The organism is Streptomyces rugosispiralis (genome assembly GCF_024505145.1).
Classification (GTDB): Bacteria; Actinomycetota; Actinomycetes; order Streptomycetales; family Streptomycetaceae; genus Streptomyces; species Streptomyces rugosispiralis.
Genome location: NZ_JANIAA010000018.1, coordinates 138,437 through 160,685 on the forward strand (window position 1 = coordinate 138,437; position 22,249 = coordinate 160,685).

Annotated in this window: 18 protein-coding genes; 9 read left to right on the plus strand and 9 right to left on the minus strand. The window is 70.3% G+C overall.

The features are described from left to right. The first annotated feature begins 41 nt into the window (after positions 1-41). Positions 42-3,899, plus strand: a complete 3,858-nt coding sequence (locus tag NP777_RS25355; RefSeq protein ID WP_256652494.1) for a multifunctional oxoglutarate decarboxylase/oxoglutarate dehydrogenase thiamine pyrophosphate-binding subunit/dihydrolipoyllysine-residue succinyltransferase subunit — start codon at positions 42-44, stop codon at positions 3,897-3,899. 141 nt (positions 3,900-4,040) lie between these two features. Here NP777_RS25355 and NP777_RS25360 read toward each other — a convergent pair whose 3' ends face one another. Together NP777_RS25360 and NP777_RS25365 are read right to left on the minus strand one after the other, a co-directional pair. Continuing rightward, a complete protein-coding gene (locus NP777_RS25360; RefSeq protein WP_256652495.1) occupies positions 4,041-4,418 on the minus strand; it encodes a MerR family transcriptional regulator in 378 nt (125 codons plus the stop codon). Positions 4,419-4,789: 371 nt separating this feature from the next. Then, complete coding sequence (locus tag NP777_RS25365; RefSeq protein ID WP_256652496.1) at positions 4,790-5,560, minus strand: SDR family NAD(P)-dependent oxidoreductase; 771 nt, start codon at positions 5,558-5,560, stop codon at positions 4,790-4,792. A 126-nt stretch (positions 5,561-5,686) separates the two neighbouring features. Here NP777_RS25365 and NP777_RS25370 point away from each other — a divergent pair, with 126 nt between their 5' ends. Next, positions 5,687-5,869, plus strand: a complete 183-nt coding sequence (locus NP777_RS25370) for a DUF6104 family protein (protein WP_256652497.1) — start codon at positions 5,687-5,689, stop codon at positions 5,867-5,869. Positions 5,870-6,057: 188 nt separating this feature from the next. On the opposite strand, the gene NP777_RS25375 is transcribed toward NP777_RS25370, so the two are convergent. Both NP777_RS25375 and NP777_RS25380 read right to left on the minus strand, forming a co-directional pair. Further along, positions 6,058-6,873, minus strand: a complete 816-nt coding sequence (locus NP777_RS25375; protein ID WP_256652498.1) for an AfsR/SARP family transcriptional regulator — start codon at positions 6,871-6,873, stop codon at positions 6,058-6,060. 22 nt (positions 6,874-6,895) lie between these two features. Continuing rightward, complete coding sequence (locus NP777_RS25380; RefSeq protein ID WP_256652499.1) at positions 6,896-7,579, minus strand: TetR/AcrR family transcriptional regulator; 684 nt, start codon at positions 7,577-7,579, stop codon at positions 6,896-6,898. Positions 7,580-7,726: 147 nt separating this feature from the next. Between NP777_RS25380 and NP777_RS25385 the strand changes: the two genes are divergently transcribed. Then, complete coding sequence (locus NP777_RS25385) at positions 7,727-8,347, plus strand: malonic semialdehyde reductase (protein ID WP_256652500.1); 621 nt, start codon at positions 7,727-7,729, stop codon at positions 8,345-8,347. An 83-nt stretch (positions 8,348-8,430) separates the two neighbouring features. On the opposite strand, the gene NP777_RS25390 is transcribed toward NP777_RS25385, so the two are convergent. The 3 genes from NP777_RS25390 to NP777_RS25400 all read right to left on the minus strand — a co-directional run bounded on the left by NP777_RS25390 (position 8,431) and on the right by NP777_RS25400 (position 12,762). Further along, positions 8,431-8,829 (minus strand): nuclear transport factor 2 family protein, encoded by a 399-nt coding sequence (locus tag NP777_RS25390; RefSeq protein ID WP_256652501.1) that lies wholly within the window; start codon positions 8,827-8,829, stop codon positions 8,431-8,433. A 35-nt stretch (positions 8,830-8,864) separates the two neighbouring features. Then, positions 8,865-9,788, minus strand: a complete 924-nt coding sequence (locus NP777_RS25395; RefSeq protein WP_256652502.1) for an NAD-dependent epimerase/dehydratase family protein — start codon at positions 9,786-9,788, stop codon at positions 8,865-8,867. A 127-nt stretch (positions 9,789-9,915) separates the two neighbouring features. Further along, complete coding sequence (locus NP777_RS25400) at positions 9,916-12,762, minus strand: non-ribosomal peptide synthetase (RefSeq protein WP_256652503.1); 2,847 nt, start codon at positions 12,760-12,762, stop codon at positions 9,916-9,918. A 424-nt stretch (positions 12,763-13,186) separates the two neighbouring features. Between NP777_RS25400 and NP777_RS25405 the strand changes: the two genes are divergently transcribed. The 3 genes from NP777_RS25405 to NP777_RS25415 all read left to right on the plus strand — a co-directional run bounded on the left by NP777_RS25405 (position 13,187) and on the right by NP777_RS25415 (position 16,277). Beyond that, positions 13,187-14,044, plus strand: coding sequence for a DUF4097 family beta strand repeat-containing protein (locus NP777_RS25405; RefSeq protein ID WP_256652504.1), 858 nt, complete (start codon positions 13,187-13,189; stop codon positions 14,042-14,044). After that, positions 14,044-15,174: a PadR family transcriptional regulator gene (locus tag NP777_RS25410; protein WP_256652505.1), complete on the plus strand. Its 1,131-nt coding sequence runs from the start codon at positions 14,044-14,046 to the stop codon at positions 15,172-15,174. The genes NP777_RS25405 and NP777_RS25410 overlap by 1 nt, the downstream gene beginning before the upstream one ends. A 368-nt stretch (positions 15,175-15,542) precedes the next feature. After that, positions 15,543-16,277: an antibiotic biosynthesis monooxygenase gene (locus NP777_RS25415; RefSeq protein ID WP_256652506.1), complete on the plus strand. Its 735-nt coding sequence runs from the start codon at positions 15,543-15,545 to the stop codon at positions 16,275-16,277. A 119-nt stretch (positions 16,278-16,396) separates the two neighbouring features. Here NP777_RS25415 and NP777_RS25420 read toward each other — a convergent pair whose 3' ends face one another. Together NP777_RS25420 and NP777_RS25425 are read right to left on the minus strand one after the other, a co-directional pair. Beyond that, on the minus strand, positions 16,397-17,359 hold the full coding sequence (locus tag NP777_RS25420) for a zinc-binding dehydrogenase (protein ID WP_256652507.1): 963 nt from the start codon (positions 17,357-17,359) through the stop codon (positions 16,397-16,399). Positions 17,360-17,627: 268 nt separating this feature from the next. After that, positions 17,628-18,860, minus strand: coding sequence for an NAD(P)-dependent malic enzyme (locus NP777_RS25425; protein WP_256652508.1), 1,233 nt, complete (start codon positions 18,858-18,860; stop codon positions 17,628-17,630). Positions 18,861-19,371: 511 nt separating this feature from the next. On the opposite strand from NP777_RS25425, the gene NP777_RS25430 reads away from it, so the two are divergent. Genes NP777_RS25430 through NP777_RS25440 form a run of 3 tightly spaced genes read left to right on the plus strand, consistent with a single transcriptional unit; the run spans position 19,372 to position 22,065 of the window. Next, on the plus strand, positions 19,372-20,325 hold the full coding sequence (locus tag NP777_RS25430) for an ABC transporter substrate-binding protein (RefSeq protein ID WP_256652509.1): 954 nt from the start codon (positions 19,372-19,374) through the stop codon (positions 20,323-20,325). A 43-nt stretch (positions 20,326-20,368) separates the two neighbouring features. Then, complete coding sequence (locus tag NP777_RS25435; RefSeq protein ID WP_256652510.1) at positions 20,369-21,307, plus strand: amino acid ABC transporter permease; 939 nt, start codon at positions 20,369-20,371, stop codon at positions 21,305-21,307. 5 nt (positions 21,308-21,312) lie between these two features. Beyond that, on the plus strand, positions 21,313-22,065 hold the full coding sequence (locus NP777_RS25440) for an amino acid ABC transporter ATP-binding protein (protein ID WP_037965037.1): 753 nt from the start codon (positions 21,313-21,315) through the stop codon (positions 22,063-22,065). The last annotated feature ends 184 nt before the right edge of the window (positions 22,066-22,249 follow it).

The following is a 22,249-nucleotide window of genomic DNA, read 5'->3' on the forward strand; positions in this document are numbered from 1 at the left end:
TGTCCACCACCTTTAGGAAGCGGAAGAGGGCGGTTGCCGCCGTGTCGCCACAGTCCCCCAACACCTCGAGCGTCTCGACCGATGAACAGGACGGGCAGGGGAGTAACCCTGCCGCTGCCTTCGGCCCCAATGAGTGGCTCGTCGACGAGATCTACCAGCAGTACCTCCAGGACCCGAACTCGGTCGACCGAGCCTGGTGGGACTTCTTCGCCGACTACAAGCCGGGTCAGGACACCGGCTCCGCGGTGGCCAAGCCACCACAGGGAGTAGCCGCGAGCGCCGCCCCGGCGGCCCCGGCCCAGCCCACCGCGGCCAAGCCGGCGGAGGCCAAGCCCGCCGCCCCGGCCGCGAAGCCCGCCGAGGCCAAGCCGGCCGCCGCGGCCCCTGCCGCTCCGGCTGCCGCGAAGCCCGCGGCGGCGCAGCCCCCGGCACCCGCCGCGAAGGCCGCCCCCGCGGCCCCGGCCAAGCCCGCGGCCAAGCCGACCCCGGCCGAGCCGACGGTCTCCAAGAAGGAGCCCGCCGCGCCCTCCGCGGGGCCCGAGCTGGTCACACTGCGCGGCCCGTCCGCCGCCGTGGCGAAGAACATGAACGCGTCGCTGGAGCTGCCGACCGCCACCTCGGTCCGCGCGGTCCCGGTGAAGCTGCTGTTCGACAACCGCATCGTCATCAACAACCACCTCAAGCGCGCCCGCGGCGGCAAGGTGTCCTTCACGCACCTGATCGGCTACGCCATGGTGCAGGCGCTGAAGGCGATGCCCTCGATGAACCACTCGTTCACCGAGAAGGACGGCAAGCCGACCCTGGTCAAGCCCGAGCACATCAACCTCGGCCTCGCCATCGACCTGGTCAAGCCCAACGGCGACCGTCAGCTCGTCGTCGCGGCGATCAAGAAGGCCGAGACGCTCAACTTCTTCGAGTTCTGGCAGGCGTACGAGGACATCGTCCGCCGCGCCCGCGCGAACAAGCTGACGATGGAGGACTTCACCGGCGTCACGGCCTCCCTCACCAACCCCGGCGGCATCGGCACCGTCCACTCGGTGCCGCGGCTGATGCCCGGCCAGGGCCTGATCATCGGCGTCGGCGCCATGGAGTACCCGGCCGAGTTCCAGGGCACCTCCCAGGACACCCTGAACAAGCTGGGCATCTCCAAGGTCATGACGCTGACCAGCACCTATGACCACCGGGTGATCCAGGGCGCCGCCTCCGGCGAGTTCCTGCGGATCATGAGCCAGCTGCTGCTCGGCGAGAACGACTTCTTCGACGAGATCTTCAAGGCGCTGCGCATCCCGTACGAGCCGGTCCGCTGGCTCAAGGACATCGACGTCAGCCACGACGACGACGTCACCAAGGCGGCGCGGGTCTTCGACCTGATCCACTCCTACCGGGTCCGCGGCCATGTCATGGCCGACACCGACCCGCTGGAGTACCGCCAGCGCAAGCACCCCGACCTGGACATCGTCGAGCACGGGCTCACCCTGTGGGACCTGGAGCGCGAGTTCGCGGTCGGCGGCTTCGCGGGCAAGTCCATGATGAAGCTGCGCGACATCCTGGGCGTGCTGCGCGACTCGTACTGCCGCACCACCGGCATCGAGTTCATGCACATCCAGGACCCCAAGCAGCGCAAGTGGATCCAGGACCGCGTCGAGCGCAGCCACGACAAGCCGGAGCGCGAGGAGCAGCTGCGCATCCTGCGCCGGCTCAACGCGGCCGAGGCGTTCGAGACCTTCCTGCAGACCAAGTACGTCGGCCAGAAGCGGTTCTCCCTGGAGGGCGGCGAGTCCGTCATCCCGCTGCTGGACGCGGTGCTGGACGCGGCCGCCGAGTCGCGTCTTGACGAGGTCGTCGTCGGCATGGCCCACCGCGGCCGGCTGAACGTGCTGGCCAACATCGTCGGCAAGTCGTACGCACAGATCTTCCGCGAGTTCGAGGGCAACCTCGACCCGAAGTCCATGCACGGCTCCGGCGACGTCAAGTACCACCTGGGCGCCGAGGGCACCTTCACCGGTCTGGACGGCGAGCAGATCAAGGTCTCGCTCACCGCGAACCCCTCCCACCTGGAGGCCGTGGACCCGGTCCTGGAGGGCGTCGTCCGCGCCAAGCAGGACATCATCGGCAAGGCCGGCACCGACTTCACGGTGCTGCCCGTCGCCCTCCACGGCGACGCGGCCTTCGCAGGCCAGGGCGTCGTGGCCGAGACGCTGAACATGTCGCAGCTGCGCGGCTACCGCACCGGCGGCACCGTGCACATCGTGATCAACAACCAGGTCGGCTTCACCGCCGCCCCGGCCGCGTCCCGCTCCTCGATGTACGCCACCGACGTCGCGCGCATGATCGAGGCGCCGATCTTCCACGTCAACGGCGACGACCCGGAGGCCGTCGTGCGTGTCGCGCGGCTCGCCTTCGAGTTCCGCCAGGCGTTCAACAAGGACGTGGTCATCGACCTGATCTGCTACCGCCGCCGCGGCCACAACGAGACCGACAACCCCGGTTTCACCCAGCCGCTGATGTACGACCTGATCGACAAGAAGCGCTCGGTGCGCAAGCTCTACACCGAGTCGCTGATCGGGCGCGGCGACATCACCCTGGAAGAGGCCGAGCAGGCGCTGCAGGACTTCCAGGGCCAGCTGGAGAAGGTCTTCACCGAGGTCCGCGACGCGGTCTCGGCCCCGGCCCCGGCCGCGGTCCCCGAGCCGCAGGCGGAGTTCCCGGTCTCGGTCCAGACGGCGGTCTCCCAGGAGGTCGTCAAGCGGATCGCCGAGTCCCAGGTCAACACCCCCGACCGGATCACCGTCCACCCGCGGCTGTTCCCGCAGCTCCAGCGGCGCGCGGCGATGATCGAGGACGACTCGATCGACTGGGGCATGGGCGAGACCCTGGCCATCGGCTCGCTGCTGATGGAGGGCACCCCGGTCCGGCTCGCCGGCCAGGACTCCCGCCGCGGCACCTTCGGCCAGCGCCACGCGGTGCTGGTGGACCGCGAGACCGGCGACGACTACACCCCGCTGCTCTACCTCACCGAGGACCAGGCGCGGTACAACGTCTACGACTCGCTGCTCAGCGAGTACGCGGCGATGGGCTTCGAGTACGGCTACTCGCTGGCCCGCCCGAACGCGCTGGTCATGTGGGAGGCGCAGTTCGGTGACTTCGTCAACGGCGCGCAGACCATCGTCGACGAGTTCATCTCCTCGGCCGAGCAGAAGTGGGGCCAGACCTCTGGTGTCACCCTGCTGCTGCCGCACGGCTACGAGGGCCAGGGCCCGGACCACTCCTCGGCCCGGATCGAGCGTTTCCTCCAGCTGTGCGCGCAGAACAACATGACGGTCGCCGCGCCGACGCTGCCGTCGAACTACTTCCACCTGCTGCGCTGGCAGGTCCACAACCCGCACCACAAGCCGCTGGTCGTCTTCACCCCGAAGTCGATGCTGCGTCTGAAGGCGGCGGCGTCGAAGACGGACGAGTTCCTCTCCGGCTCGTTCCGCCCGGTGATCGGCGACGAGACGGTCGACCCGGCCGCGGTGCGCAAGGTGGTCTTCTGCTCCGGCAAGGTCTACTACGACCTGGCCGCGGAGCGGGACAAGCGCGGTGCGAACGACACGGCGATCATCCGCCTGGAGCGGCTGTACCCGCTGCCGGGTGCGGAGCTGCAGGCCGAGATCGCCAAGTACTCGGGCGTCGAGAAGTTCGTCTGGGCGCAGGAGGAACCGGCGAACCAGGGTGCGTGGCCGTTCGTCGCGCTCAACCTGATCGACCACCTGGAGCTGTCGGTCGGCGCGGACGTCCCCGCCGCCGAGCGGCTGGTCCGGGTCTCCCGCCCGCACTCGTCCTCGCCCGCGGTGGGGTCGAACAAGCGGCACCAGTCGGAGCAGGGGGCGCTGGTGGGCGAGGTCTTCGAGATCTGATTCACCCTGTTCGCCACGGAAGGCCCGGTCCCGCGTCGCGCGGGGCCGGGCCTTCCGCCGTATCGCCCAGCGCCCCGGCGGGGCCCCGGCGTATCGCCCAGCGCCCCGGCGGGGCCGTCCGCGCGCTGGTGTCCTGGCCGCTCAGCCAGACGCACTGGCCGCGATCCGGTCGCCGGAGGCGGCGGCCAGCCGCTCGGCGAGCTCGTCGCGCACCCGCGTGAGGGTGTCGATCCGGTCGTCCAGCACGCTCAGGCGGCGACGCGCGATGTCCAGCATGGCCTCGGCGGGCCGGCTGCTCGGCACGTCGCGGTCCAGGCAGGCGCCGAAGTGCTCGATGTCCTCGAGCGTGAGCCCGGCGTCGAGCAGATAGCGGATGTTGGCCACCCGCTTGACCGCCCCCTCGTCGTACACCCGGTAGCCGTTGACCGCCCGTGCGGAGCTCAGCAGCCCCCGCTCCTCGTAGAAGCGCAAGGCCCTGGTCGTGGCACCGGTGGCCTTCGCCAACTCCCCTATCCGCATGGCCGCGAGACTACCGGCGCCCAGGAATGCCCGCCCCACCACACCGCCTGCGCCGACCCGCTCCCCGAAACCGGGGCCCCGCCCCAGACTCCGGCACGCGGCGGAGCCGCAGACCCATGCCACCCGAGCGACCACCCGCACCCAGGCCCGTCCAACGGACCGTGCCGCCTGCGGCGGGCCGCTCCCCTCCCCGCCCCTCCCCGAAACCGGGGCCCCGCCCCAGACCCCGGCCGAGCGGCCCGGATGTACGAGATCATCCACCCCACCGGCACACCAACCGCGCACATCCGGCTCGTCGATCCCCGGGGTCCAGGGGCGGAGCCCCTGGTAGTGGGAAGGGGCGGGGAGGGGAAACAGCCGTCGGACACCCCCTAGCCGACCAGCGCCCCACCGTCCACCGGCAGTACGACACCCGTGGTGTAGGCCGCCTCGGGCCGGGCGAGCTGGGTGATCCAGAAGGCGACCTCCTCCGGTCGGCCGAGCCGCCTCAGCGGCACATGCTCGATCAGGGTCATCCGCAGGGCGTCGATCTGCTCGGCGTCGAGCCCCTGGTGACGCGAGATCCCGGTGGCGATCGGGCCGGGCGCCACACCGGCCACGCGCACCCCGCGCGGGGCGAGTTGGACGGCCCAGCTGCGCGTCAGCGTGTCCAGCGCGGCCTTCAGCGCGGCGTACAGCTCCGTACCGGACATCGGCCAGCCGCGCTGACCGATCGCCGTACTGACGTTGATCACGACCCCCGCACTCTCGCTCAACTGCGGGAGAGCGGCCTGGGTGAGGTACATCGGGGCGAGCAGATTGATGGCCAGCATCTCGTCGACGGCTTCCCGCCGGATGTCCCCGAGCGGCGCCTCCCGCACCACGGCGGCGTTGTTGACCAGCACATCGATGCGGCCGAACGCCTCCATCGCGGTGTTCACGATCAACTCGGCGGCGCCGGGGGCCGCGATGTCGGCCGTCAGCGTCCGGATGCCCGGGGCGTCGGCGGCCGTCTCGGCGAGCCGGGCCGCCGTACGGCCGACCACCAGGACCTGGGCGCCCTGCTCGGCGAAGGTCCGCGCGGTGGCCCGCCCGATCCCCGTGCCTCCACCGGTGACGATCACTGCTCTGTCGGAAAAGTGCGCTGCTTTCATGTCGGTCATGTCGATGGACCGTAAACATTGACGCCCGCGTGAACGTCAAGCCCGTCGGCCCTCGGGTCGCCCGCCGGGGCCCAGGGCCGCATATCCTGGGCGGGTAGATCCACATCACCCCTACCGGAGCGACCCTTGTACTTCACCGATCGCGGTATCGAGGAGCTGGAGCAGCGGCGCGGCAGTGAGGAGGTCACCTTCGAGTGGCTGGCCGAGCAGCTGCGGACGTTCGTCGACCTGAACCCGGACTTCGAGGTTCCGGTGGAGCGGCTGGCAACCTGGCTGGCCCGGCTCGACGAGGAGGACGACGATGTCTGAGGGCCGCGACGTCTGAGAGTCACGACGTCCGAGGGTCACGACGTCTGAGAGTTACGACGTCTGAGGGCCGCGCGTTCCGCAGGGGCTTCGTTCCGCAGGGGCTTCGTTCCGCAGGGGCTTCGTTCCGCAGGGGCTTCGTTCCGCAGGGGCTTCGTTCCACAGGGCTGCGCGGCCCTACCGGCCGCCCCTCACGCCACCACCGGACCCCGCCCCGGCGCCCCCGCCTCGTGGTCCAGCCGGGGGTCGGACACCAGCACCGCCTGCTGGAGCCGCTGAAGCTTCGCCGAGGGTTCCAGGCCCAGCTCCTCCGTCATCGCCATCCGCAGCCGCTGGTAGACCGTCAGGGCGCGGGTGCGCTGGCCCGAGCGGTGGAGGGCGAGCATGTACTGACCGTGCAGGCCCTCGTGGAAGCGGTGCTCCACGACCAGCGAGGCGAGGTCGCTCAGCACCTCCAGATGGCCGCCGAGCCGCAGCCGGGTCTCGATGCCGCGCTCGGTGACCGTGAGCCGGGACTGCTCCAGCCGGGCGACCTCCGCCTGCAGCGGCCGCCCGTGCGGGGTGACGTCGACCAGGGCCGGGCCCTGCCAGAGGGCCAGCGCCCGCCGGAAGGAGGTGTCCGCCGTCCGCTCGTCGCCGGCCTCCAGCGCGCCTTCGCCCTCGGCGACGAGGTCGCGGTACTCATGGACGTCGAGCTCGCCCGGGTTCACCACCATGGCGTACCCCCCGGGCCGGGTCTGCAGCACATCCCGGGTGACGGCGGCCGACGACATCCCCAGCCCCTCGGCGAGCAGCTTGCGCAGATGCAGGATGTACGTCTGGAGCGTGGTCAGCCCGGTGCGCGGCGGCTGATCGCCCCACAGCTCGGCCATCAGCGACTGCACCGGCACCATCCGGCCCGCGTTGAGCAGCAGCAGGGACAGCACCTTGCGCGGCTTCATCGCGCTGGGCACTCCGGACCGGGTGCCGAGGCCGAGTGTCAGCGGTCCGAGCACGCTCACACGCATGGGCGGCACCTCTCTTCGGGCTTCATGGGCGGTACGCCCGGACGAGCAGGTCGGTGGCGCTCTCGCAGACGGCCGCGGCCTCGTCCTCGGCGAGCGGGCGGGTGCCGTACATCGACTGGTAGAGCCCCTGTTGAATGATCAGGGCCACGAACTGGCGGGCGGCGACGGCCGGATCGGGCACGCTCAGCTCGCCGCTGCCGGTGCGCCGGCCGAGCATCTCGGCGAGGTACTTCACGAGCTGCTGGGGCTCGCCCTCCGCGCACGCGGGGCGCAGCGAGGGGTGGCGGGCGACCTCGGCGATGACCAGGCGGCGCAGCGCGGAGGCCCGTGCGTCGAGCAGTACGGCGAGCACCCGGTGGCCGAAGGCGAGCAGCGCGGTGCGGGCGTCGCCGCGGTCGTACGTCTCGGGGGTCCCGGCGCCGTCCGGCTCGACGGCGTACGGCGAACCGGCGGCGAAACCGGCCGCCACCCGCTCCCGCTCCTCCTCGACGGCGGCGATGAACAGCCGCTCCTTGTCGCCGAAGTGGTTGTAGACGGTCTGCTTGGAGACGCGGGCCTCGTCCGCGATGACGTCCACGCTCGTCCGGTCGTACCCCTCGCGCAGGAAGACGGCCACCGCCGCCTCCAATATCGCCTGCCGCTTGGCGGGCTGGGGGCCCACGGGCCGTCCCACCGCGCCGCGCCGGGGACCGCTGTCCGTCCGCAACGGCCCAACCTCCTCGCTCCAAGCCGGTCTTGCCCTCGATGGACTTGTGAGTCTAGCCTTCGTTTACCGCAGTGGACTAGCCCGTCTAGTCCAATTAATTCATCGGCGGATCACGTTGTTTCACCATCGCTTCACAAGGAGAGCTCCATGAGCGCACCGGAGAGCAGCGCGGCCCTGGGCCCCCTCACCCTGGCGGCGGAGGCGCAGCGGCAGCTGTTCCTGGAGGCCCGCACGGCCAACACCTTCACCGACGAGCCGGTGACGGACGAGCAGGTCCGCGCGATCCACGAACTGGTCAAGTACGCCCCCACCTCGCTGAACCAGCAGCCGCTGCGGGTGGCGCTGGTCCGCTCGGAGGAGGCGCGTGCCCGGCTGGTGACGCTGATGACGGGGCGGAACCAGGAGAAGACCGCCAAGGCCCCGCTGGTGGCGGTGCTCGCCGCGGACCTGGACTTCCATGAGGAGCTGCCGCGGCTGGTGCCGTTCATGGAGAACCCGCAGGCGATGTTCGCCGACCCGGAGGCCCGGGAGGGCTCGGCGCGGTTCAACACCGCGCTCCAGGTGGGCTACTTCATCCTGGGCGTGCGCGCCGCGGGACTCGCCGCCGGGCCCATGATCGGCTTCGATCACGCGGCCGTCTCCAAGGAGTTCTTCGAGGACGGGCGGCACGCGGCGGTCTGCGTGGTCAACATCGGCAAGCCGGGTCCGGACGCCTGGATGGGGCGGCTGCCGCGCCTGGAGTACGAAGAGGTCTTCCGTACGGTCTGATGGCCGACAGCCGTCCGCTCCCGTGCCTTCTCGGCGCGGGAGCGGACGGCTGTACGGGCTTGCCGGTTCCGGTCAGCTCCGGATCAGCTCTCGATCAGTTCGTGGAACGCGACCGTGTCGAAGATGTCCTCCATCCTCGTCGCCCGGCCGTCCCGCATCGTCCACGAGTGGACGAAGTCCAGCGTCACGGTCCTGCCGCTCCGCGAGGTCACCTCGCGGGTGCCGAAGACCACGACCCGGTCGCCCTGTTCGATGAACTCCTTCGGCGCGAGCTTCATCCCGCCCAGCACGGTCGGCACATGGGCGAGGAACTCCTTGATCCCCGCATGGCCCAGCTTGGTGCCGCCGAGCCCGTACTTGGCCATCCCCTCCGGATGCACCCACTCCACATCGGGGTGCATGCCCGAGAGGATCCCCTCGATGTCACGGTCGCGGAAGCCCGCGTAGGAGGCGCGGATGGCCTCGATGTTCGGTGATGCCATGGTGGTCGCCACTCCTCAGACGGCGGTGTGCCGCGTTAAGACGAAAGGTGCTCGGGGTGGAGCGCCTGCAGCGTACGCCGTACGCCCTCGCGCCACGGCACCCGGCAGGGGCCGGTGAGCTCCCGCCGCTTCGTGGGGTCGAAGTGGTACGTCTCCCGGGTGACCTCGCTCGGGACGAGCCGGGCGGTGACCCCGGTGAGCTCCTCCAGATGGCGCACGCAGTCGGTCATCCCGACCGCCTCGTCCCCACCCCAGTTGACCAGCGTGGCCGGGGTCGACGCCGCCCGCCACAGATGGGGGACGTGGGCGATGAGATCGTCGGTGTGGAGGAGCGAGCACCAGTTCTGGCCCTCCATGGGCACCGGTATCGGCTCGCCCGCGAGCATCCGCTTGAAGTACAGCATCGGCACCCCGCCGTAGCCGCCGGGACCGTAGGCGATGTTGAGCCGGGCGATGGTCGTCGGCAGGTTCAGCACCTGGGCGAACGCCCGTACCGCGCCCTCCGCCGCGATCTTGCCCACCGGGTAGGCGGGCAGCCAGTCGGCCACTCCGTCCACGGGGTCGTCCTCGGTGTACGCGTGGTCGAGGGTCTGCCGCTTGTAGAGCGCCCCGGTGGAGACGAAGAGGAACGCCTCCGCCGTCCGGCAGTGGGACATCAGCCGGCCGGTGGCCACCGAGTTGACCTCAATGGCCGCGTTGACATCGCCGTCCTCACCGCGGCGCACCGCCGAGTGGAAGACATGGGTGAAGTCGTCCGGCAGCCCCTCGTACGCCGCCTCGCGCGGGTCGTTCATGTCCCAGTGGAATGTGGTGATCCCCTGGTCGTTCAGCTCCTTCTCGACACCGGGGGTGCCGAACCGGCCCAGGCACCACACCTCGTTGCGCCCGGCCAGCGCCTCGGCCACCGGCCGGGCGACCTGCCCGGTGCCGCCGGTGACCAGGATCTTCTTGCCTTCCACCCTGCTCTTCTCCTTGTGCCTGGCCCTGTCGGGTCCTGTGCCTGGCCCTGTCGGGGTATCCTGCCTGGCCCTGTCGGGGTCTCCTGCCTGGCTGGCCCTCATGGGCCTATGACTTGCCCTCATGGGCCTATGACTGGCCCGCGGTCCGGGCCCGGTCGGCGTCCTCCAGCGCACGGTCGAGTTCCCTGCGCAGAACCGCCTGGAAGGCCGCGACATGCCGCGGGCCCATCAGTGTGTAGTGCTCACCGGGTACGTCCAGATACCGGTTGGGCTCGGTGGTGTAGTCGTCCCACCGGCGCAGCTCGTTCGCCAGCCAGTCCTCCTTGGTGCCGCGCAGCGGGATCGCGTAGAAGACCGTCATGGAACGGGTGGTGCCGCTGGGATGGTAGTCGTGGCCCAGGGTGGTCAGGCCATGGGCCAGCTCCGCCCAGGCGGTGAACTTGTCCAGGTCCAGGTCGAGTTCGTCCAGCCGGGCCGACGGGGCGATCCGCAGCAGATGCGCGAGCTGCTCCTGCTGGGACAGCGGGCGCAGTTCGGCCGGGAGGTCGAGCGACTGCTTCTTGTTGATCAGGTCGAGGAAGAAGGCGAGGTTGGTCGCGGTCTCGATGAAGTCGAGCTCGTCCATCCGGTACTTGATGTGCGGCGGAAGGTTGAAGCTGCCGACGAAGTCGACCCGCTCGCCCTGGGCCTCGAGCGCCTTGGCGATCTCGAAGGCCACGGCGCCGCCGTAGGAGTACCCGGCGACGGCGTAGGGGCCGTGCGGCTGGCGGGCGCGGATGGCCTCCACATAGCACTCCACCATCTCCTCGAAGCTGGTGAAGGGCTTCTCGCCCTCGTTGAAGCCGCGGGCGCGCAGCGCGTGGAACGGCCGGTCGCCGACGAAGTACTTGGCGAGGTTGACGAAGACCAGGACCTCACCGACCCCGGGGTGGACACAGAACAGCGGGGTCTTCTCGCCGCCGGTCTGGAGCGGTACGACCGGGTCGTACACCGCGGAGCCGGGCGCCCCGCCGCCGTCGAGGCGGGCGGCGAGCTGCCGTACCGACGGTGCCGTGAGCACCGTGATGACCTCCAGATCCCCGACCCCCAGGCGCCGGTGGACCTGGCGCCGCAGCCGCAGGATGTCCAGCGAGGTGCCGCCCAGGTCGAAGAAGCTGGCGGTGGCGCTGATCCGCTCCGCGGTGGTGTCGAACATCTCGGCGTAGATCTCGGCGAGGATCCGCTCGGTCTCGCCCTCGGGCGGGGTGTGGCCGCCGAGCCGGCGGGTGGTCAGCTCCGCGACCCGCTCGATGACGTCGTCGTATCCGCCGGACTCCAGGCGCCGGCGCATCCGGCGGCGCAGCGTCTTGCCGAGGCTGGTCTTGGGGAACGCGTCCTTGGGCAGCGGCAGGATGAGGGAGGGCCGGAAGCCCCAGTGGATCACGACGGTGGAGCGCACCGCGGTGATCATGCGGTGCAGCCCGGCCTCGTCGTCGTCCGCCGGCTCGGGGCTGACGGCGATGACGAGCTGCTCGGTGTCGCTGCCGGGGCGGCGGGTCGGGAACGCCGCGACATAGCCGCCCGCGACATCGTCGAGCTGCTCCAGAGCTGCCTCTATCTCATGGCTGAAGTAGTTGACGCCATTGACGATGACGCTGTCCTTGCTGCGCCCGACGAGGGTCAGCCGGCCCTCGTCGATCCGGCCCAGGTCGCCGCTGCGGAACCAGCCGTCGGGAGTGAAGGCTTCCTCGGTGGCCTCGTCGTTGTTGTAGTAGCCGGGGGTGATCATCGGGCCGCTGAGCTGCAGCTCACCGATCTCCCCCGCGGGCAGCGCCCGGTGGTCGTCGTCGGCGACCCGGATCCGCAGCCCCTCGACGGGGGTGCCGAGGTTGGCGAACTCCTGGCCGACGTCGGTGACCGGGAACGCGCGGTTGTAGATGCTGCCCGCGCAGGTCTCGGTCATGCCGAAGGCGGGCCAGAGCGCGGCCTCCCGCAGTCCGTACGGGGCGTAATGCGCCAGGAATGCCTCGCCGGTCGCGACGACATTCGCCTCACCGCCGCTGACGATATGGCGCAGCGCGCTGAGATCGAGCCCTTCGCCACCCGCCGATATCTCCTCCTCTATCTCATGGACGGAGGAATTGAGTGGACCGAGGAGGAAATTCGGCGTAAAGGTCATCGTGACCTTGTGGCGGGATATGATCCGGAGGAACCGCAGCGGCTCCTCGAGAATGACCGCGGCTTCCGCATGCAATTGCTCGGCGCCCACGTAAAGCGGCAGCATATGCGCTTCGAGGAGCGCGGCAACATGGTCGTAGGAAATCCAGTTGAAGGTGGTGTCGGCGGCCGTGAGCCGCTGCTTTCCCGCCTTTCCGGCCATCGACGCCAGGATATTTCCATGGGTCAGCATGACCGCTTTGGAATTCCCGGTGGAGCCGGAGGTCAGCACCAGCAGGGCGAGGTCGTCCGGGGCCGCGGCGTGCACGGCGGGCGGCTGTCCGGGCTCGGCGCCGGAGGCGTCGTCGGCCGCCCGCAGCTCCTCCACGACGGCCACCGCGAGCCCGGGTACCTCGGGCAGCTCGGCCCGCGTCGCCTCGGTGGTCACCAGCAGCGGGCCGTCCAACAGCTGGTTGACGTGGGTGAGTTGGGCCGCCCAGCGGGCCGGGTCGCCGGAGATCGGCACCATCGGGCAGGGCACGAAACCACCCAGCAGACAGGCCCAGAAGACCGTCAGGAACTCCGGCTGGCGGTCCAGCAGCAGGGCCACCTTGTCCTGTGGCCGCAACCCCCGGTCGCGGAGTGCGGAGAGAAGCCCGAGCGCCGATTCCAAAAGCTCCGGATAGGGCTGCCGCACGGATTCACTCGCGGTGGGCCCGACCAGATAGCGCACTCCCGAATGGGCATGCTCGCGCGCCGCCCGCAACAACAGCCGGGCGACCGAGTTCGGTTCCGCTTCTTCCTCTGGTACCGAGGCATTCAAGGATTGTGACGTCATTCCCCCCACGGCCCCTCTTCCTTCCCGATTCTGAGGCCACGAAGGTAACAGTCCCGAACATATGTCTCCATGACGCTCTACCAGGACTCCAGCGAAACTCTAGCGGAAATTATCAGGCCGGAGGAGTTTCTTCAAAAAGTGCGATTCAGCCCACAGAGAAACGATGGCTGCGCCATGCACCTTCCACCACCTCGTGCGATTGTGCACGGATGCGAGGCCGGGCCGGGGCGGACTGGGGAACGGGTCGGGGCCGGCTCGGGGCCGGGCCAGGGGCGGATCGGGGCCGGGCCAGGGCCGGATCAGGGTCGGGCCAGGGCCGGACCGGGCTTGACTCCGCACGACCGCGATATATCGTGTTGAGCGAGAGACACGATATGTTGCGTCCAGTGGACGCGTCGCACGTCCAACCAGGGGAGGCCAGGGGATGTCAGCCCGATCACAGTGGTCGATCAACGCACCACAGAAGCTCACCCTCGACGACCCGGTGTCCGCGCTGGACGTCCAGATCGCGGGCGGCACGGTCAATGTGGTCGGCGCCGCACCCGGCCCCGCCCGCCTCGAGGTCTCGGAGATCGACGGCCCGCCGCTGAAGGTCACCCACATCGACGGCACCCTGAGCGTCGGCTATGACGACCTCCCCCGGAAGGGCTTCCGCAAGTGGCTCGGGCATTACACCCGCACCGCCCATGTCACCCTCACCGTGCCCGTCGGCACCAGCGCCACCGTCGGCGTCGTCGGGGGCTCCGCCGTGGTCTCCGGGCTGTCCGGCCGTGCCGAACTGCACGGTGTCTCCGGCGACTTCACCCTGCTCGGGCTGACCGGCCCGGTCCAGGCCGACACCGTATCCGGCCGGGTCGAGGCCCAGGCCGTCACGGGCGATCTGCGGTTCCACTCCGTCTCCGGCGACCTCACCGTGATCGAGGGCTCCGGGCCCTCGGTACGGGCCGAGTCGGTCAGTGGCGACATGGTGCTCGACCTGGCGCCCGCCCCCAAGTGCTCCGACATCTGCCTCACCACCGTCTCCGGCGAGATCGCCATCCGGCTGCCGCACCCCACCGACGCCGAGGTGGAGGCCAACACGGCCAGCGGCTCGGTCTCCAACGGCTTCGACGATCTGCGGGTCACCGGCCAGTGGGGCGCCAAGAGGATCACCGGCCGGCTCGGCACGGGCAATGGCAGTCTCAAGGCCACCACCGTCTCGGGCGCCATCGCGCTGCTGCGCCGTCCGCCGTCCGAGGACGACACGGACACCACCGACGGCACCCAGGGAAAGGTCCTCTGATGCCCCCCGTATTCGCCCACGGCCGACTGCGCCTGTATCTGCTCAAGCTGCTCGACGAGGCGCCGCGCCACGGCTATGAGGTCATCCGTCTGCTGGAGGAGCGGTTCCAGGGGCTGTACGCGCCCTCGGCCGGCACCGTCTATCCGCGGCTGGCCAAGCTGGAGGCCGAGGGGCTGGTCACCCACACCACCGAGGGCGGCCGCAAGGTCTACTCCATCACCGACGCCGGGCGCGCCGAACTGGCCGACCGCAGCGGTGAGCTGGCCGATCTGGAGCTGGAGATCCGCGAGTCGGTCGCCGAACTCGCCGCCGAGATCCGGGAGGACGTCCGCGGCTCGGCGAGCGATCTGCGGCGGGAGATGCGGGAGGCGGCACAGCAGGCCCGCGCCTCGGGCGGCGCCCAGGACAAGCAGGCCCCGTGGGAGGGGGCGTGGGGCGACAAGGAGACCTGGCGGCAGGCGAAGGAGGAGATGCGGCGCGCGAAGGAGGAGTGGAAGGAGCAGGCACGCCGGGCCAAGGAGGAGAGCCGCCGGGCCCGGCAGGACGCCCAGCGCGCCCGTAAGCAGGCCAGGGACGCGCAGGACTTCGCGCGCGAGGAGGTCCAGCGGATCGCCCGGCGGGTCCAGGAGCAGACGCAGGAGCACATCCGGGCGGGCGACTGGCAGCGGGCGGTGCGCGAGGGGCTGGCCGAGGTGTCGCGCGGTATGGGCCGGATCTCCCGGCCGGGCACCTCGCGCTCGGACTGGGGCTGGGGCTGGGACGACGAGGCGTCCGGGCCGGATGTCACGGTCGAGCGGGTGGACATGACGAAGCCGGAGGGGGGCGGCGGGGAGGAGAAGCCGACCGCCAAGGACGGCGGTGCGGAGGAGAAGCCGACCGGTGGGGACGGTGGCGGCCGGACCGCGAGCGGCACGGCCGGGGTGCGGGAGCCCGAGTGGGCCAGGGACTTCACCCCCTCCGGCGCCCCCGCCCGCGATCTGGAGCGGCTGCTCGACCGGTTCCGGGACGACGTCCGCGACGCGGCCCGCGACCACGGGGTGACGGACGCCCAGCTGTCCGAGGCCCGCCATCACCTGGGGGCGGCCGCGGCGCGGATCACGGCGCTGCTGCGGGGGGACCACCGGGCCTAGGGCTGTGCGGGGGGTGGGGTGACGCCTGCAGCGGGCTGCTCCCCTCCCCGCCCCGCCCCTTCCCGACACCTATCGATATGCGGCTCCGCCGCGTGTGAGGCTCCGCCGCGTGTGAGGCTCCGCCGCGTGTGGGGCTCCGCCGCTGGGCCCCAGGGTCCAGGGGCGAAGCCCCTGGTAACGGGAAGGAGCGGGGAGGGGAAAGCATCCGTATGCGACTCCGCGCCGCTGCCGCTTGACTTGAATCGCGGTTGAAGTCTCAGGATCGGGGTCGGAGGGGCGCACCACGGGGGAGCGCGCCCCTCCGGCCCCGATCCCCTCTCCCCCGGCTCGCTCGGCTTTCCGACGTCCCCAACCGCGAGGAGACCGCCATGGCCACCCCGACCAGCTCCGGACCGCTGCCCGACCTCACCCGGCCCGATGTGGGCGCCGCGCTGTTCAGTACCTGGAGCGTCGGCACACCGGAACGGCAGCGGGCCACGGTCGACGCGATCGCCGCCGAGTGGGACAGCCGCCCCTGGCCGGCGCCCGAGCTGCTCTCCTACAACCTCTACGCGGGTACGGACGGCGATACGCTGCTGCACCACTCCCAGTGGGCCGACGAGGCCGCGTACCACGCCTTCTTCCGGACCCAGCGCCAGCAGCGCAACGACGCCATCGACGGCGCGGTCCCCGGCATCAAGCGGCTCGGCCTCGCGTACTACCGCCATTACCGCGGCTTCCGCGCCGCGCAAGGCGAAACGGCGGACCCCGGGCTGTTCGTCGTGGTCGAGATCGACTTCAACGATCCCGATCCCCAGGTCCGCCGGTCCTGGGTGGACCTGGTCATCGAGGCCCTGGAGAACGAGCCCGACCCGGGCCTGCTCTCCGCCGACTTCCACCTGATCGCCGACGGCGAGCGCCATCTGTCCACCGACCGCGCCCGGGTGCTCAACTACGCCCGCTGGACCGACGAGGCGGCGTACGAGGCGGCGCTGGCGGCCGGCGGGCCGCGCGACGGCGGCTCGTCCGCCTGGGACCGGGTGCGCGACTTCCCCGCCCGGGTGGGTGCCTCGTCCCGCTCCTATCGCTTCCGGCGGAGCTTCGTACGGCCGTCGGCGTCGTAACGGAATTCCGGGAATTCACCCGCGAGGGCGAGTCGGCCGCCGCGTATTAGTCCGGGAATCCCCGGCCCGCACAACGGCCGGGGACCCGCACAACGGCCGGGGATATGCCACCGCGATATTCAGACCGTGAGTACGACCTTGCCGAAGAGATCGCCGCCCGCCATCTTCTCGAACCCCTCGCGGGCCCGGTCCAGCGGCAGCACCGAATCGATCACGGGCCGTACCCCGCGCGCGGCGCAGAAGCTCAGCAGGTCCTCCAGCTCGTCCTTCCCGCCCATCGTGGAGCCGACGACCTTCAGCTCCAGGAAGAAGATCCGGTTGAGCTCGGCGGCCTTCGGGTTGGGGCCGCTGGTGGCGCCCGAAATCACCAGCGTGCCGCCGGGCTTGAGGGACTTCACCGAATGCGACCAGGTCGCGGCGCCCACCGTCTCGATCACGGCGTCCACCCGGCGCGGCAGCCGCTCCCCCGGCTCGTACGCGCCCTCGGCGCCCAGTTCGACGGCGCGGGCCCGCTTGGCCTCGTCGCGGCTGGTGGCCAGCACCCGCAGCCCGGCGGCCGCGCCCAGCACGATCGCGGCGGTGGCCACACCGCCGCCGGCGCCCTGGACCAGGACGCTGTCGCCGGGGCGCACCCCCGCGTTGGTGAACAGCATGCGGTACGCGGTCAGCCAGGCCGTCGGCAGACAGGCGGCCTCCTCGAAGGAGAGCTCCTCGGGCTTGGGCAGCACATTCCAGCTCGGGACGGTCACCTTCTCGGCGAAGGTGCCCTGGTACCGCTCGGTGAGGATGGAGCGGGGCTCCTTCGGGCCGACGCCGTGTCCGCTCTGGCCGATGACGGAGTGGAGGACGACCTCGTTGCCGTCCTCGTCGATCCCGGCCGCGTCACAGCCGAGGATCATCGGGAGCGACTCCTCGCCGAGGCCCACCCCGCGCAGCGACCACAGGTCGTGGTGGTTGAGCGAGGCGGCCCTGACGTTCACGGTGGTCCAGCCGGGCCGGGCCACCGGCTCGGGGCGCTCCCCCAGTTCGAGGCCGCTCAGCGGCTGGTCACGGTCGATACGTGCGGCATAGGCAGCGAACATGATCCCGACCATAGGCCGCGGGGCGACCCCGCGGAACCGCACCGCGGTGTGACCCCGCTCGCCCGCCGGGCCGGACAGCGCACGGGCCGGGCCGCCCCTCCGGCCGAGGGACGGCCCGGCCCGTAAAGGCACCCGGCCCGTAAAGGCACCTGGCCCGTAAAGGCACCCGGCCCGTAGCGGCACCTGGCCCGTAAAGGCACCCGGCCCGTAACGCGGCACCCGGATCCGTGAACCTGTGAACGTCACCCGGGCCCCGGCGGGCGTGGCGTCAGCGGCGGGCGACGCCCTCCGCGCGGGCGGCCGCGGCGACGGCCGCGGTCACGGCGGGGGCGACCCGCTCGTCGAACGGCGAGGGGATCACCTTGTCCGCGCTCAGCTCGTCGGCCACCACGGCGGCCAGCGCCTCGGCGGCCGCGAGCTTCATGCCCTCGGTGATCCGGGAGGCCCGGACCTGGAGGGCGCCCGCGAAGATGCCGGGAAAGGCGAGGACGTTGTTGATCTGGTTCGGGAAGTCGCTGCGCCCGGTGGCGACCACGGACGCGTACCGGTGGGCGACGTCCGGGTGGATCTCCGGGTTGGGGTTGGCCATCGCGAAGATGAAGGCGTCCGGCGCCATCTTGGCCACCGCGTCCTGCGGCACCGTGCCGCCGCTGACGCCGATGAAGACGTCGGCGCCGTCCAGCGCGGCCTCCAGGGACCCGGTGAGCCCGGCCTTGTTGGTGAAGCCGGCCAGCTCGCGCTTGACGTCGGTGAGGTCCTCGCGGTCCGGCGAGACGACGCCCTTGCGGTCGCACACCGCCACATCGCCGATGCCCGCCTCGGTGAGGATCCGGGCGATGGCCACACCGGCGGCGCCCGCCCCGGAGATGACGGCGCGCAGCTGACCCAGCGCACGGTTCGTCAGCTTGGCCGCGTTGCGCAGCGCGGCGAGGGTGACCACCGCCGTGCCGTGCTGGTCGTCGTGGAAGATCGGGATGTCGACCCGCTCCTGGAGCTTTCGCTCGATCTCGAAGCAGCGGGGCGCGGAGATGTCCTCCAGATTGACGCCGCCGAACGAGGGCGCGAACCGGGCGACGGTCTCCACGATCTCGTCCACGTCCCGGCAGTCGAGCGCGATCGGCACCGCGTCCACACCGCCGAACTGCTTGAAGAGGATCGCCTTGCCCTCCATCACCGGAAGGGACGCCTCCGGACCGATGTCACCGAGCCCCAGCACCGCGCTGCCGTCCGTCACCACGGCGACGACCTGGGACTTCCAGGTGTAGTCATGGACGAGCTCGGGCTGCTCGGCGATCGCGCTGCACACCTTGGCCACGCCCGGTGTGTACGCGAGGGACAGATCGTCCCGGTTCCGCACGGGCACGGTCGCCTGGACGGCCATCTTGCCGCCGCGGTGCAGGGCGAACGCCGGATCGAAGGGCTCACCATCGGTCACGCCTTCGGCTCCTTCGCCGCTGTCGCTTGTGCTGTCGCTGCGAGGATTGACCATCTCCGCTGCCACTGTTTGACCCCTTTGTCGTTTTTCTGTCGAGGGTATCCGCCCCAGGTTCGGAGCGGGCGGGCACCGCGTCGTCCCATTCAGCGGATGACCACCGCATGGGTGTGGGTACGAACGCCGGGCGCGTCGCACACGCGCCCTGAGCCCCGGGTGAGGGGGGTAGCCGTCTGTTCTACCTGAAGCGCGCGTCGAGGGACGAACGAGTTCTGGTGCCATGACGCCGGAAAACCAGGCATTACGCCTGAAGGCGGGCGAAGCTCTAGGGAAAGTCCACGCCGCTGTCACGCGCTGTTCCCCGCGTGATCATGAGCCCGCCCCGCGCCGCCGGCCGCCGCTGTCCGGCCGGTACCGCTGTCCGGTTGTGCACCACGGGGATCGCCCGTTATCCGATTTTGACATGGCCAGCGGCCCGTACGGGCCTGTCCGATGGCAAGATGCCCCAATCACACGAGATCGCGACACCCACAAACGTGTTCCCCAGATCTCGCCCCCTCACCCTGCCGGAGGAACCAGCATGACCGCCAGCTTCACGCCCCGTGGGGCCACCCTGAAGTCCCGGATGGCCCCCGTCGGCGCGATAGCGGTGGTGGGCGTCCTGCTGCTGACGGGCTGCGGCGATCAGACCGACAAGGCCACGGGCGGCTCCAACAGCAACTCCGCCCCGCTGTTCAACCAGCTGCCCAAGGAGATCCAGAGCTCCAAGGTGATCAAGGTGGGCTCGGACATCAACTACCCGCCGGTCGAGTTCAAGAAGAACGGCCAGGTCATGGGCATCGACCCGGACATCGCGGACGCCCTCGGCAAGCAGCTCGGGGTGAAGTTCGAGTTCAACAACGGCACCTTCGACACCCTGCTCTCGGGTCTGCGCTCCAAGCGCTACGACATCGCCATGTCGGCCATGACCGACAACAAGGGCCGCCAGGAGGGCGTCGACCCGGACACCGGCAAGAAGGCGGGCGAGGGCGTCGACTTCGTCGACTACTTCACCGCGGGTGTCTCGATCTACACCAAGAGGGGCGCCAACTCGGGGATCAAGACCTGGGACGACCTGTGCGGCAAGAAGATCGTCGTGCAGCGCGGCACGGTCTCCCACGACCTGGCCAAGTCCCAGTCGAAGACCTGCCAGAAGAACGGCAAGGGCAAGATCTCGGTCGAGGCGTTCGGCAACGACACCGAGGCCCAGACCCGGCTGCGCGGCGGTGGCGCCGTCGCCGGCTCCAGCGACTTCCCGGTGGCCGCGTACGCGGTGAAGACCTCGGGCGGTGGCAAGGACTTCGAGCTCGTCGGCGATCAGGTGGAGGCGGCCCCGTACGGCATCGCCGTCGCCAAGAAGAACACCCAGCTCCGCGATGCCATCAAGCAGGCCCTCGCCCTGATCATCGCGAACGGCGAATACGACAAGATCATCGCGAAGTGGGGCGTCAAGGACGGCGCGGTCACCAAGGCCATCATCAACGGCGGCAAGTGATCCGGCCCTCCCCCGTCCGCGCTCGCGCTGAAAGGCACCATCCGTGACTACTAAGATCGAAAAGGCGGGCCCGGTCGACGCCCCGCCGCCGGCGCCGGAGAGCATCAAGGCCATCCCGGTGCGGCACTACGGCCGCTGGGTCGCCGCGATCATCGCCATCGCCCTGATCGCCCTGCTGATCTCCGCCTTCGCCCGCGGTGATGTCAACTGGAACGCCATCCCGGACTACTTCTTCGACGGCGAGGTCCTCAAGGGCGTTCGCAACACCGTCTGGATCACCATCCTCTCGATGGTGCTCGGCGTGGCCCTCGGCATCATCCTCGCGGTGATGCGGCTGTCGAAGAACCCGGTGACCGCCTCCATCGCCTGGGGCTACATCTGGTTCTTCCGCGGCACCCCGGTCTATGTGCAACTGCTGGTCTGGTTCAACCTCGGTCTGGTGTTCGACTACATCAACATCATGCCGATCTACAAGGACGAGTGGTCGGACTTCATGACCCCGTTCCTGGCCGCCCTGCTGGGCCTGGGCCTGAACGAGGCCGCGTACATGGCCGAGATCTGCCGGGCCGGCATCCAGTCGGTCGACGAGGGCCAGTCCGAGGCCGCCCAGGCGCTCGGCATGAGCCACGCCAAGACGCTGCGCCGGGTGGTGCTGCCGCAGGCGATGCGGGTGATCGTGCCGCCGACCGGCAATGAGTTCATCAACATGCTCAAGACCACCTCGCTGGTGATCGCGGTGCAGTACTGGGACCTGCTCCAGGCCACCTCCGAGGTCGGGCAGAACTCCGGCGCCACGGCGGAGATGCTCTTCCTCGCGGCCGCCTGGTACCTGATCCTGACCTCCGTGCTCAGCGTCGGCCAGTACTACCTGGAGCGGTACTACGCGCGCGGCTCGAGCCGTAGCCTGCCGGACACCCCGCTGCAGCGGGTCCGGGCCAATCTGCTCTCCCTCGGCAACCGCTCCGGAGGTGTCAACGTATGACCGCCATGGTGAAGGCCGAGGGCGTCCACAAGTCCTTCGGCCCGGTTCAGGTCCTCAAGGGCATCGACCTCGAAGTCGCCCCGCGCGAGGTGTTCTGCCTGATCGGCCCGTCCGGCTCCGGCAAGTCCACCTTCCTGCGCTGCATCAACCACCTGGAGAAGATCAACTCCGGGCGGCTGTACGTGGACGGCGATCTGGTCGGCTACCGCCAGAAGGGCGACAAGCTCTACGAGCTCAAGGACCGCGAGGTCGCCGAGAAGCGGCGCGATATCGGCATGGTCTTCCAGCGCTTCAACCTCTTCCCGCACATGACCGCGCTGGAGAACGTGATCGAGGCGCCGGTCCAGGTCAAGCGGGAGTCCAAGGCGGTGGCGCGGGAGCGTGCGCTGAAGCTGCTGGACCGGGTGGGCCTCGCCGACAAGGCGGCCAACTACCCCTCCCAGCTCTCCGGCGGCCAGCAGCAGCGCGTGGCGATCGCGCGGGCGCTGGCGATGGAGCCGAAGCTGATGCTCTTCGACGAGCCCACCTCGGCGCTCGACCCGGAACTGGTCGGCGATGTGCTCGATGTGATGCGCGGGCTCGCCGAGGACGGCATGACGATGATCGTCGTGACGCATGAGATGGGCTTCGCGCGCGAGGTCGGGGACTCGGTCGTCTTCATGGACGACGGCGTGGTGGTGGAGTCCGGGCATCCGCGGGAGGTGCTGACCAATCCGCGACACGAGCGGACGAAGTCGTTCCTCTCCAAGGTGCTGTAGGCGGATCGGCGGAAGTCGGCTGGGGTTCGGTGGCGCCCCGAAGGGGCGCGGGGAACTGCGCGACCAGCCACGACGGCGCCGCGGACGATCGACGGCAGGTCAGGGCACTTCCAGCGGAGCGCTGAGCCGCCGCATATGCGCGAGGGCGGTACGGGCACCCGCCCGTACCGCCCTCGCGCACTCC

What these genes read in the sequence shown, in the direction of transcription:
- NP777_RS25360 (WP_256652495.1), bottom strand. Translation starts at nt 4,418, where the DNA reads ATGCGGATAGGGGAGTTGGCGAAGGCCACCGGTGCCACGACCAGGGCC.
- NP777_RS25365 (WP_256652496.1), bottom strand. Translation starts at nt 5,560, where the DNA reads ATGACCGACATGAAAGCAGCGCACTTTTCCGACAGAGCAGTGATCGTC.
- NP777_RS25375 (WP_256652498.1), bottom strand. Translation starts at nt 6,873, where the DNA reads ATGCGTGTGAGCGTGCTCGGACCGCTGACACTCGGCCTCGGCACCCGG.
- NP777_RS25385 (WP_256652500.1), top strand. Translation starts at nt 7,727, where the DNA reads ATGAGCGCACCGGAGAGCAGCGCGGCCCTGGGCCCCCTCACCCTGGCG.
- NP777_RS25390 (WP_256652501.1), bottom strand. Translation starts at nt 8,829, where the DNA reads ATGGCATCACCGAACATCGAGGCCATCCGCGCCTCCTACGCGGGCTTC.
- NP777_RS25400 (WP_256652503.1), bottom strand. Translation starts at nt 12,762, where the DNA reads ATGACGTCACAATCCTTGAATGCCTCGGTACCAGAGGAAGAAGCGGAA.
- NP777_RS25405 (WP_256652504.1), top strand. Translation starts at nt 13,187, where the DNA reads ATGTCAGCCCGATCACAGTGGTCGATCAACGCACCACAGAAGCTCACC.
- NP777_RS25410 (WP_256652505.1), top strand. Translation starts at nt 14,044, where the DNA reads ATGCCCCCCGTATTCGCCCACGGCCGACTGCGCCTGTATCTGCTCAAG.
- NP777_RS25415 (WP_256652506.1), top strand. Translation starts at nt 15,543, where the DNA reads ATGGCCACCCCGACCAGCTCCGGACCGCTGCCCGACCTCACCCGGCCC.
- NP777_RS25420 (WP_256652507.1), bottom strand. Translation starts at nt 17,359, where the DNA reads ATGTTCGCTGCCTATGCCGCACGTATCGACCGTGACCAGCCGCTGAGC.
- NP777_RS25430 (WP_256652509.1), top strand. Translation starts at nt 19,372, where the DNA reads ATGACCGCCAGCTTCACGCCCCGTGGGGCCACCCTGAAGTCCCGGATG.
- NP777_RS25440 (WP_037965037.1), top strand. Translation starts at nt 21,313, where the DNA reads ATGGTGAAGGCCGAGGGCGTCCACAAGTCCTTCGGCCCGGTTCAGGTC.